At 69.7% G+C, this 11,581-nt stretch carries 9 protein-coding genes; 4 read left to right on the top strand and 5 right to left on the bottom strand.

Annotation, left to right across the window (positions count from 1 at the left end; genetic code table 11):
• Nucleotides 1–20 precede the first annotated feature (20 nt).
• The gene (locus ACFWXQ_RS47425; RefSeq protein ID WP_383950018.1) at nucleotides 21–1,046 is read right to left on the bottom strand and encodes an ATP-dependent 6-phosphofructokinase; all 1,026 of its coding nucleotides are present in this window, start codon (nucleotides 1,044–1,046) and stop codon (nucleotides 21–23) included.
• Nucleotides 1,047–1,321: 275 nt separating this feature from the next.
• On the opposite strand from ACFWXQ_RS47425, the gene pta reads away from it, so the two are divergent.
• From pta to pyk, 3 genes are all read left to right on the top strand, one after another.
• The gene (gene pta, locus ACFWXQ_RS47430) at nucleotides 1,322–3,442 is read left to right on the top strand and encodes a phosphate acetyltransferase (RefSeq protein WP_383950015.1); all 2,121 of its coding nucleotides are present in this window, start codon (nucleotides 1,322–1,324) and stop codon (nucleotides 3,440–3,442) included.
• Entirely contained in the window at nucleotides 3,439–4,659 is a 1,221-nt protein-coding gene (locus ACFWXQ_RS47435; RefSeq protein ID WP_383950012.1) for an acetate kinase, read from the top strand. The genes pta and ACFWXQ_RS47435 overlap by 4 nt, the downstream gene beginning before the upstream one ends.
• Nucleotides 4,660–4,803: 144 nt before the next feature.
• Complete coding sequence (gene pyk / locus ACFWXQ_RS47440; protein ID WP_383950009.1) at nucleotides 4,804–6,222, top strand: pyruvate kinase; 1,419 nt, start codon at nucleotides 4,804–4,806, stop codon at nucleotides 6,220–6,222.
• A 163-nt stretch (nucleotides 6,223–6,385) separates the two neighbouring features.
• Here the strand turns inward: pyk and ACFWXQ_RS47445 are convergent, their stop codons facing one another.
• From ACFWXQ_RS47445 to ACFWXQ_RS47460, 4 genes are all read right to left on the bottom strand, one after another.
• Nucleotides 6,386–7,720 (bottom strand): hypothetical protein, encoded by a 1,335-nt coding sequence (locus ACFWXQ_RS47445; RefSeq protein ID WP_383950006.1) that lies wholly within the window; start codon nucleotides 7,718–7,720, stop codon nucleotides 6,386–6,388.
• Nucleotides 7,710–8,249 (bottom strand): DUF6114 domain-containing protein, encoded by a 540-nt coding sequence (locus tag ACFWXQ_RS47450; protein ID WP_055614528.1) that lies wholly within the window; start codon nucleotides 8,247–8,249, stop codon nucleotides 7,710–7,712. The genes ACFWXQ_RS47445 and ACFWXQ_RS47450 overlap by 11 nt, the downstream gene beginning before the upstream one ends.
• Nucleotides 8,250–8,351: 102 nt before the next feature.
• Nucleotides 8,352–8,987, bottom strand: a complete 636-nt coding sequence (locus tag ACFWXQ_RS47455) for a DUF6230 family protein (protein WP_055614527.1) — start codon at nucleotides 8,985–8,987, stop codon at nucleotides 8,352–8,354.
• 620 nt (nucleotides 8,988–9,607) lie between these two features.
• Complete coding sequence (locus tag ACFWXQ_RS47460) at nucleotides 9,608–10,597, bottom strand: tetratricopeptide repeat protein (protein WP_383950001.1); 990 nt, start codon at nucleotides 10,595–10,597, stop codon at nucleotides 9,608–9,610.
• A 258-nt stretch (nucleotides 10,598–10,855) separates the two neighbouring features.
• On the opposite strand from ACFWXQ_RS47460, the gene ACFWXQ_RS47465 reads away from it, so the two are divergent.
• The gene (locus ACFWXQ_RS47465; RefSeq protein ID WP_383949999.1) at nucleotides 10,856–11,485 is read left to right on the top strand and encodes a TetR/AcrR family transcriptional regulator; all 630 of its coding nucleotides are present in this window, start codon (nucleotides 10,856–10,858) and stop codon (nucleotides 11,483–11,485) included.
• Nucleotides 11,486–11,581 lie beyond the last annotated feature (96 nt).

Consider the following 11,581-nt stretch of genomic DNA (forward strand, 5'->3'; position numbering starts at 1 on the left):
AAACCGACTTCCTGAGAGTCCTAGAAGACCGACTCCGCCTCGTCCATCCGGTCCTTCGGGACCGTCTTCAGTTCGGTGGTCGCCTCCGCCAGCGGCACCATCACCACGTCCGTGCCGCGCAGCGCGGTCATCCGGCCGAAGTCCGACCGGTGCGCGGCCTCGACCGCGTGCCAGCCGAAGCGCGTCGCCAGCACCCGGTCGTACGCGGTCGGTGTGCCGCCGCGCTGGATGTGGCCGAGAATGACCGGCTTGGCCTCCTTGCCGAGGCGGCGCTCCAGTTCGTACGCGAGCGCCGTGCCGATGCCCTGGAAGCGCTCGTGGCCGAACTGGTCGATCGCGCCGTGGCCGTAGTCCATGGTGCCCTCGGCGGGGTGGGCGCCCTCGGCGACACAGACGACGGCGAACTTCTTGCCCCGCGCGAAGCGTTCCTCGACCATCTTGACCAGGTCGGCCGGGTCGAAGGCCCGCTCGGGCAGGCAGATGCCGTGGGCGCCGGCGGCCATGCCGGACTCCAGGGCGATCCAGCCGGCATGCCGGCCCATGACCTCGACGACCATCACCCGCTGGTGGGACTCGGCGGTCGTCTTGAGGCGGTCCATGGCCTCGGTGGCAACCCCGACCGCGGTGTCGAAACCGAACGTGCGGTCCGTCGAGGAGATGTCGTTGTCGATCGTCTTGGGGACGCCGACCACCGGCAGGCCCGCGTCCGACAGCATGCGCGCCGCCGTGAGCGTGCCCTCGCCGCCGATCGGGATCAGTACGTCGATGCCGAACTCGCGGGCCATGTCCTGCGCGTTCTCGCAGGCCTCGCGGAGGCGGTCGCGCTGGAGGCGGGAGGAGCCGAGGATGGTGCCGCCGCGGGCGAGGATGCCGCTGACGGCGTCCAGGTCGAGGCCTCGGAAGCGGCCTTCGAGCAGTCCCGCGTAACCGTCCTCGAAGCCGATGACCTCGTCTCCGTAGTTCGTGACGGCTCGGTGCACGACCGACCGGATCACTGCGTTCAGCCCCGGGCAGTCGCCGCCTGCGGTGAGAACTCCGATGCGCATCGTGCTGTGTCTCCTGCTCGCTGTTGGGCTGTTTCTCCTGTGGTACCTGAGAGCCAGTCCGATTGTTTCATGGGCGACAGGGGGGCGCTGTCCGCGCCCGTCGCGCCTGCGCACGCCCTCGGCGCGCCCCTCAAGCCCCCGCTCCCCCTTGGCGGAGCCGCCGTCCGCCCCCGCCGCGACGGGCGCCGTAATCATGCCCGGAGGTATTGTCAAGAGGGCACAGCCGATGATAACGGCTGTCTTTTTACCGCTATCGGAGGAAACGGAGAGCACGCGTGACGCGCAGCGTGTACGTGACCGGGATCGACCGAGGAGACGGCCGCCAGGTCATCGAGCTGGGAGTCATGGAGCTCCTGACCCGCCAGGTGGACCGGGTGGGGGTCTTCCGCCCCCTCGTCCACGACGGGCCCGACCGTCTCTTCGAGCTGCTGCGGGCCCGCTACCGGCTGTCCCAGGACCCGGCGACGGTCTACGGCATGGACTACCACGAGGCGTCCGCGCTCCAGGCCGAGCAGGGCTCCGACGAGCTGGTCTCCCAGCTCGTCGACCGCTTCCACCGGGTGGCCCGCGACTACGACGTGGTCCTCGTGCTCGGCACGGACTACGCGGACACGCAGTTCCCCGACGAGCTCGCGCTCAACGCCCGGCTGGCGAACGAGTTCGGCGCCGCCGTGATCCCGGTCGTGGGCGGCCGCAACCAGACCTCGGAGTCGGTGCTCGCGGAGACCCGCAACGCGTTCCGCGCCTACGACGGCCTCGGCTGCGACGTACTCGCGATGGTGGTGAACCGGGTCACCCCGGCCGACCGCGCCGAGACACACGAGCGGCTCGACAACCGCCTCCCCGTGCCGTGTTACGTACTGCCGGACGAGCCCGCGCTCTCCGCGCCGACGGTCGCCCAGATCACCCACGCCCTCGGCGGCAAGGTGCTCCTCGGCGACGACTCGGGGCTCGCGCGCGACGCGCTGAACTTCGTCTTCGGCGGCGCCATGCTGCCGAACTTCCTGGGCGCCCTGACCCCGGGCTGCATGGTCGTGACCCCCGGCGACCGCGCCGACCTGGTGGTGGGCGCCCTCGCCGCGCACAGCGCCGGCACCCCGCCCATCGCGGGCGTCCTGCTCACCCTGAACGAGCGGCCCAGCGACCTCGTCCTCACCCTCGCCGCCCGCCTCGCCCCCGGCACCCCGGTGGTCGCGGTCGAGACCGGCTCCTTCCTCACCGCGTCGGAACTCTTCGGCATGGAAGGGAAGTTGAACGCGTCGACCCCCCGCAAGGCGGAGCGGGCCCTCGGTCTCTTCGAGCGGTACGTCGACACCGGCGGCCTGCTGAAGCGGGTCTCGGCGCCCAGCAGCGGGCGGGTCACGCCGATGATGTTCGAGCACAAGCTGCTGGAGCAGGCCCGCACCGACAAGCGGCGCGTCGTGCTGCCCGAGGGCACGGAGGCCCGCGTCCTGCACGCCGCCGAGGTGCTGCTGCGCCGCGGTGTCTGCGACCTCACCCTGCTGGGCCCGGTCGACCAGATCCGCAAGAAGGCGGCCGACCTCGGCGTCGACCTCGGCGGCGCCCAGCTGATCGACCCGCAGACCTCCGAGCTGCGCGACCGGTTCGCCGAGAAGTACGCCCAGCTCCGGGCCCACAAGGGCGTGTCCGTCGAGCTCGCGTACGACGTCGTCTCGGACGTGAACTACTTCGGCACGCTGATGGTCCAGGAGGGCCTGGCCGACGGCATGGTGTCCGGGTCCGTGCACTCCACGGCGGCCACCATCCGCCCGGCCTTCGAGATCATCAAGACCAAGCCGGAAGCGTCGATCGTCTCGTCGGTCTTCTTCATGTGCCTCGCCGACAAGGTCCTCGTCTACGGCGACTGCGCGGTCAACCCCGACCCGAACGCGGAGCAGCTGGCCGACATCGCCATCCAGTCGGCCGCCACCGCCGAGCAGTTCGGCGTCGAGCCGCGGATCGCGATGCTGTCGTACTCGACCGGCACGTCCGGCTCGGGCGCGGACGTCGACAAGGTGCGCACGGCCACCGAGCTGGTCCGCTCGCGCCGCGACGACCTGAAGATCGAGGGGCCGATCCAGTACGACGCCGCCGTCGAGCCGACCGTCGCGGCCACCAAGCTGCCGGAGTCGGAGGTCGCGGGGCAGGCGTCCGTGCTGATCTTCCCGGACCTCAACACCGGCAACAACACGTACAAGGCCGTGCAGCGTTCGGCCGGCGCGATCGCCGTCGGGCCGGTCCTCCAGGGCCTGCGCAAGCCGGTCAACGACCTGTCCCGCGGCGCCCTGGTCGGGGACATCGTGAACACCGTCGCCATCACCGCGATCCAGGCCCAGGCCGCCCAGCAGGGCCCCACCCCCGCCACCTCCCCGACCCAGAAGGCCTCCGCCCAGTGACAGCCACCCGTGTCCTCGTCCTCAACTCAGGCTCCTCCTCGCTGAAGTACCAGCTGCTCGACATGAGCGACGCCGGCCGGCTGGCCGTGGGCCTCGTCGAGCGCATCGGCGAGGAGACCTCCCGGCTGAAGCACACGCCCCTCGCCACCGGTGAGTCCCGCGAGACGACCGGGCCGATCGCCGACCACGAAGCCGCCCTGAAGGCCGTCGCCGAGGAGCTGGCCAAGGACGGGCTCGGCCTGGACTCCCCCGAGCTGGCCGCGATCGGCCACCGGGTCGTGCACGGCGGCAAGACCTTCACCGAGCCGACCGTCATCGACGACGCCGTGATAGCCGAGATCGAGCGCCTCATCCCGGTGGCGCCCCTGCACAACCCGGCCAACCTCACCGGCATCCGTACCGCCCGGGCGCTGCGCCCGGACCTCCCGCAGGTCGCCGTCTTCGACACCGCGTTCCACACGACGATGCCGGAGGCCGCGGCCCGCTACGCGATCGACGTGAAGACCGCCGACGAGCTCCGCATCCGCCGGTACGGCTTCCACGGCACCTCGCACGCGTACGTGTCCCGCGCGACGGCGGCGCTGCTCGGCAGGTCGCCGGAAGAGGTGAACGTCATCGTGCTGCACCTCGGCAACGGCGCCTCGGCGTCGGCGGTCGAGAAGGGCCGGTGCGTGGACACCTCCATGGGACTGACGCCCTTGGAGGGGCTCGTGATGGGTACGCGATCCGGTGACATGGATCCCGCGGTCATCTTCCATTTGATGCGTGTTGGCGGGATGTCCACGGACGAGATCGACACTCTTCTCAACAAGAGGAGCGGTCTGATCGGCCTGTGCGGCGACAACGACATGCGGGAGATCCGCCGCCGCATCGACGAGGGTGCCGAGGACGCCGCACAGGCCCAGCTCGCCTTCGACATCTACATACACAGACTGAAGAAGTACATCGGCGCGTACTACGCGGTGCTCGGCCGGGTCGACGCGGTGGCCTTCACGGCGGGCGTCGGCGAGAACGCCGCTCCTGTGCGCGAGGCCGCGATCGCGGGCCTGGAGGCGCTGGGCCTGGCGGTCGACGGCGAGCTGAACGCCGTACGGGCCGGCGAGCCGCGGCTGATCTCGCCCGAGGGCGCGCGGGTCGCGGTGGCCGTCGTACCGACCGATGAGGAACTGGAGATCGCCGACCAGACCTACGCACTCGTGGGGAACGGGAACGCCTGAGGAGCCGCCGGTGAGCAGCCGACGAGCCGCTCGAAGAGAGCACCGAGGAAGCCGGCCAGGCCCACGCCTGAGCGCGTACCCGCCCATTTGTATCTTCCACCAGACGGAATATTCCGTAGCGAAACAAACCGATAGGATCGCCCCATGCGCCGTTCCAAAATCGTCTGCACACTGGGCCCCGCCGTCGACTCCCACGAGCAGCTCGTCTCGCTGATCGAGGCCGGCATGAGCGTGGCCCGATTCAACTTCAGCCACGGCTCCCACGCCGAGCACCAGGGCCGTTACGAGCGGGTCCGGGCCGCCGCACAGGAGACGGGCCACGCCATCGGCGTGCTCGCCGACCTGCAGGGCCCCAAGATCCGGCTGGAGACCTTCGCCGAGGGCCCCGTGGAGCTGGAGCGGGGTGACGAGTTCACCATCACGACCGAGGACGTCCCGGGCGACAAGTCGATCTGCGGCACCACGTACAAGGGTCTGCCGGGCGATGTCTCCAAGGGCGACCAGGTCCTGATCAACGACGGCAACGTCGAGCTGCGGGTCGTCGCGGTCGAGGGCCCCCAGGTCAGGACGATCGTCATCGAGGGCGGTGTCATCTCGGACCACAAGGGCATCAACCTGCCCGGCACCGCCGTGAACGTGCCGGCGCTGTCCGAGAAGGACGTCGAGGACCTGCGTTTCGCCCTGCGGATGGGCTGCGACCTGGTGGCGCTGTCCTTCGTGCGCGACGCCCACGACGTGAACGACGTGCACAAGATCATGGACGAGGAGGGCCGCCGGGTCCCCGTCATCGCCAAGGTGGAGAAGCCGCAGGCGGTGGAGAACATGGACGCCGTCGTCGCGGCCTTCGACGGTGTGATGGTGGCCCGTGGCGACCTCGCCGTCGAGTACCCCCTCGAAAAGGTCCCGATGGTGCAGAAGCGCCTCGTGGAGCTGTGCCGGCGCAACGCCAAGCCGGTGATCGTGGCGACCCAGATGATGGAGTCGATGATCACCAACTCCCGCCCCACGCGCGCCGAGGCCTCCGACGTCGCCAACGCGATCCTGGACGGCGCGGACGCGGTCATGCTGTCGGCCGAGTCGAGTGTGGGCGCGTACCCGATCGAGACCGTGAAGACGATGTCGAAGATCGTCGTCGCGGCCGAGCAGGAGCTGCTCTCCAAGGGCCTGCAGCCGCTCGTGCCCGGCAAGAAGCCGCGTACGCAGGGTGGTTCGGTGGCCCGTGCCGCGTGCGAGATCGCGGACTTCCTGGGCGGCAAGGGCCTGGTGGCCTTCACCAACTCCGGTGACACCGCCCGCCGGCTGTCCCGCTACCGCGCGGCGCAGCCGATCGTGGCCTTCACCACGGAGGAGAGCACCCGCAACCAGCTCGCGCTGAGCTGGGGCGTCGAGTCCTACGTCGTGCCGTTCGTGCACAGCACCGACGAGATGGTCGACCTGGTCGACAACGAGCTGCGGGGGCTCAACCGCTTCAGCGAGGGCGACATCGTCGTGATGACCGCCGGCTCGCCCCCCGGTGTCCCCGGCACCACCAACATGGTCCGCGTGCACCACCTGGGCGGCTGATCCCGCCCGTACGGCCGCCTGTTGGCCCGTACCGGCCTTGTACGCCGCTGAGGGCGTCCCCTGCCGCGCAGGGGGCGCCCTCAGCGTGTTTTGCGGCTCCCGGAGGTCGTTGGCTCCGGTGGACGGCCGGACGGCCGCGTACGGCCCGTCCGTCGCGTCCGGGTCAGTCGGTCGTGAACTGGTGCATCCCGGGTACGGTCAGCGTCCCGCCGAACTGGGCGGCCTGGATGACCTTCACCTTCGTGAAGTAGATCAGCGGGATGTTCAGCGGCGGCGGGTGCTCCGGGTCGAACGTGATCGGGATCAGACCGAGCAGGTTGCCGGAGATGCTCTCCGTGTACATGACCGTCTTACCGTCGCGGATGGTGGACGTGGTGCCCTTGCCCGCCTGCACGTGGTAGGTCTTGCCGGCCTGCTTGTCGGTGACGGTCTGGTGCAGGTCACCGATGTCGGTGCCGTCGGAGATCACGTACTTGAGGACCTCCTTGACCTTGCCGCTGGCGGTCTTCACCTTGACGATGCCCTGGTAGTCGGCGCCCTTGAGCAGCAGCGAACTGGCCTCCAGCTGCCAGGGGTCGTCGGCCAGGGCGGGAATGCCCTGCTCGACACCGCCCTCGTCGTCGGTGGCGGCCGGGCAGTCGTCCGGGTCGGTGGTGGAGCTCGCGGACGGGCTGGGGGTCGGGGACGCGGTGGCGTCGTCGGCCGCTTCCTCCGCCTTCTCCGCGGTGTCCTCGGCGGCATCGGTCGCCGCGTCGGTGACGTCCTCGACCGTGTCCTCGGCCTTCTCCACCGTGTCCTCGGCCTTGTCCGCCGTGTCCTCGGCCTTGTCCGCCGTGTCCTCGGCCTTGTCCGCCGATGTCTCGGCGGGCTTCTCGGCCGCGGGGGTCGACGCGGAGGGAGTCGGGGTCGGGGTCGCCGTCTCCTCCTCGTCGGGGGTGAAGATGTCCTTGATCGCCTCACCGACACCCAGAGGGTCGAGCGGGTTCTTCGACTCGGACGCCGAGGGGGTGGGCGTCGGCGTCGGCTCGGTGTTCTCGGCGGGCGCCTTGGACTCCGAGGCGGACGGCGTCGGTTCGGGCTTGTCGTCGGAACCTGAATCCGACGAAGAGCCCGAGCCCGGCGTGTCCGAACCCGACGAATCCGAGGAGCTGGGCTCCTTCTCGTCGTCCGCGGGAGTGCTCGTCGAGGCGGAGGGCGACGGCGTGGGGGACGCGTCGTCCTTGGCCTCCTCGGTCTCCTCCTCCAGCGCGTCGACGCAGTCCTTGTACTCGTCGATCGTCAGGTTCTTCGCCGACGGCTTGTCCTCGGCCCGGGCGAGCGTCGGCGTGAAGCCCATCCCCATGAGGATCGCCGTCGGCATCGACGCGATGGCTATCGCCTTGCCCGCGGGCACGTGCAACCTGGTGAACAACGGCTTCTTGGGGGCTGCGTGCCGCGGCCCGGTTCTCTCACGGGACTCCCCCGCGGGGCCCGCGTATTGGACCTCGTCAGCCGGCACTGTGCCTCCCGTTCGCCCCGTTGGTCGGGCTCGTTCCTGACAGATCGTTCGGCTCGCTCGCTCCGTTGGCCAGTGCGGCCTCCGGGGCGTCTCCCTTGTCCGTACGGTCCGTCTCGGCCGGGCGCGCGGCGGGCTCCTCGCCCGGGGCCCAGGCCACGGCCATTCCGCCGCCCACCAGGGACAGCAGGAAGCCGACGAAGAAGCCTCCGAAGTTGGACACCGGCAGCGAGACCAGGCCCAGCAGGATCGCCGCGACACCGGCGAAGGTCCGGATGTGCTTCTGGTACCAGAGGCTGATTCCGAGAACACCCAGGAGCACGCCGATGATGAGGGACCCCGCACCCGCGGTCGTCGCCATGGCCAGCGTGAGATGCCCGATCTGCAGGTTCGCGTACGGAAGGTATGCGATCGGGAATCCGGCGATCAGGATGAACAGGCCCGCCCAGAACGGCCGGCCGCCCCGCCAGGCACGGAACCGCAGCCGCCAGATGTGGAATTGACCGCGCGCGGCAGGAGTCTCGGCGCTCATGGAAAACAGCTCCCTGGAACGGCGTTGCTGAGGGTTTCACGTACTACGAAAAGGGACGGGCGGGTGAGGCAGCGCAGGCCCCCTCACCCGCCCACGGAGTGCCTAGTAGCACTCCTTGACACCCTTGGACAGCGACATCTTCAGGCCGCTGAGCTTGAAGGTGCCGGCGGTGGTCGCCCACGCCGTCTGCTTCACGTCGGTCAGCGTGGCCGACTCGGCCTGCTGGGCGAAACCGTAGGGGTTCGCCTGCTCCTTGCCGCCCTTCATACCGGGACCCTTGGTGGCGTCTCCGGCGGCAACACCGATGTCGATGTTGCGGAAGGTCGCGTTGGCCTGCAGATCCTCGACGTCGATGTAGAGGTTCTCGGCCTCGACCGGCGTGCTGCCGCCGCCGGCCTTCAGCGTCAGGCTGACGGAGCCGATCAACGGGATGTCCGGGGTGACCACGGACTGACACATGTTGGTGATCTTGGCGCTCTTGAACGCCGACACCGCAACCGGGTGCGCCGTCTTCTCACCCTTGAGCGTGTAGCCCTGGTCGATGGCCCCGTACTGCGAGAAGCCAACACCGTCGAGCCGGTCCGCCGTCACCTTGAACGACTGACCCGACACGCTGAACGACGCGGCGAGAGCACCCTGAGCCAGGGCGACACCTATCGCGGCGGTCGCGGCCACGCTGGGCACCATGACTACCGCGAACCGCTTCCATCTGGTCCCGCCACGCACCTGGGACTCCATATTTCCTCCTTCTCGGACGTACATCTCCGGCCCTGGCTGCCCCCAGACGGCGGCTCAGCCGGGCAGGGATGGGAGAAGTGCTACGTCCTCGGGAAGGAGAGCGCCCCAACCCGGAGGCGCGGAACGCACCCGAATCACCGGCGATCACCCCCGAGCGACAACCACTGGTCGCGCCTGAACACTTCACGCACAACCTGCCGGACAGGCTCCACCGAACGGTGAAGACCCCCCTGCCCAAGGGCCGGCTCCACTGCCGCCGTCCCTACTCGGTGGGGACCCAAGGAAACCCGCTGACCCGATTGGCTGTCGGAGAGGGGGAATGGACCGAGCGTCGCCGATCGTGGTGCATTCTCGCCGCCCGCACAAGGGGGTTCGTTACTGGCTAGTAACGGCCGGATAACCGAACAACGACCCGTCGGTATCGGCCGACAACTCTGGGTGGCACCAAGGGCGGTGACAAAGTGATCGAACCTTGGACGGAATCCGACAGATCACCGCCTCTGACTTACTCGCAGTAACAGCGGCCGCGTTTACCAAGTTTTGGTAAAACGCGGCCGCAGTATCGCTCTGTCGCCAAATCCTTCACTCGGGCACCACGGGTCCCGACGTTTAGCGACTGGTCAGAACAGGGCCCGGGCCAGGGCCCGGCGCGCCGCGGCGACACGCGGGTCGTCGGCGCCCACCACCTCGAAGAGCTCGAGAAGCCGTACGCGCGCCGCGTCCCGGTCGTCACCCGCTGTGCGCGCGACCGCGTCGACGAGCCGCCCGAAGGCGTCCTCGACATGGCCGCCCACCAGGTCCAGGTCGGCGGCGGCGATCTGCGCCGGTACGTCACCGGGGTTGTCGGCGGCCTCCTTGCGCACCTGCTGCGGGTCGGCGCCCTGCACCCGCTGGAGCAACTCGGCCTGGGCCAGGCCGAGCTTGGCCTCCGTGTTGCCCGGGTCGTCACTCAGCACGTTCTTGTACGCCTGCACCGCGCCGCCGAAGTCGCCCGCGTCCAGGGCCTGTACGGCGGCTTCGAGCAGCGCGTCGTACGGACCGGCCGGGACCTGGGGCTCCGCGGACTGCTCACCCTGCCCGCCCTGCTCGCCGTCCGGGTCGACGGCCAGGCCCGTCAGACCGAAGCGCTCCTCGGCGACCTGCACGAGCTGGTCGAGGGTGCCCCTGATCTGGGCCTCGGGTGCGGCGCCCTGGAAGAGCGGCAGGGCCTGCCCGGCCACCACCGCGAACACCGCCGGGATCCCCTGGATCCCGAACTGCTGCATCAACATCTGATTCGCGTCGACGTCGATCTTGGCGAGGACGAACCGGCCGTTGTACTCGGCGGTGAGCCGCTCCAGGAGCGGGCTGAGCTGCTTGCACGGCTCGCACCACTCGGCCCAGAAGTCGATGACGACCGGCACCTCGGTGGAGCGCTGCAGGACGTCCCGCTCAAAACCCGCCTCGTCGACGTCGATGACGAGACTCGACGGCGACACCGCGGAGACGGCTCCGCCGCCCTGCCGCGCCGCTTCCGCACGCGCCTGCTCCGCCTTCGCCTTGGCCTCTTGGGCCGCCTTCACCGCGGCGAGGTCGACGACTCCGCTCATGGACATGTTCCGTGGCTGCATGCGTCTATCCTCCCCCCTCCGCGCGCGTCTGTGAAAAGCGTTGTGAAAGCTGGTCGCTCACGTGGTCCAGTACTGGTCAACGTCGGTCCTGGCGCCGGGTCCCCACCTGACGCCGCGCGGTTGTCGCTCGCGTACGATCTTTCGCTACGGGTCGTAGCGTAACTGGACCCGGGGGATCCCGGGAAGCCCACATCGGTGATCTCCCTCACGGCTCCACGGAATCCCCTTACTCAGCAGTCCCCGGATATGGTCACCGGCATGCAGAGCCGCACCTCCGCCCCCCGCACCGGGCGTCCCCGCAGCGCCGCCGCGGACGCCGCGATCCTGGCGGCGACGCGTGCGGCTCTCGTCGAACTGGGCTGGTCCAAGCTGACGCTGGGGGACGTGGCGACGCGTGCCGGCGTCGCCAAAACAACCCTCTACCGTCGCTGGGCGGGCAAGAACGAACTCGTGGTCGACGCGGTGGCGGCGCTCTTCGACGAGCTGGAGCTGCCCGACCGGGGGAGCCTCGCGGCGGACATCGAGGGTGTGGTGCTCCAGTTCGCGGCGATCCTCGCCCGGCCTGAGGCCAAGAGCGGGCTCATGGCGGTGCTCGCCGAGTCGACCCGCGACGATGCGCTGCGGGAGCGGATCCGGGCGTCGGTCGTCGACCGCCAGAAGCGGTTGGTCCTGGAAGGGCGGCGGCGGGCCCAGGTCCGTGGCGAACTCCCTCCGGAGTCCGACCCCTCGACCGCCGCCCGTACCGTCGATCTCATCTTCGACATGGTCGCCGGTGCGGTGGTCCATCGCACCCTCGTCTGCACCGACCCGATCACCCCGACCTGGGTCCACGACTTCACCCGGGTCCTACTCCTGGGCCTGTCGGGTGCGGCCACGACGGAGACATGACCTTTTTTCGCCCCCGCCGCCCCTACCCATTCCCGTCCCTGACTCAGGGGCTTCGCCCCCGAACCCCCAAAAGATTGCGCAGTTCCCCGCGCCCCT

Source organism: Streptomyces sp. NPDC058697 (assembly GCF_042715345.1).
GTDB lineage: Bacteria > Actinomycetota > Actinomycetes > Streptomycetales > Streptomycetaceae > Streptomyces > Streptomyces liliifuscus.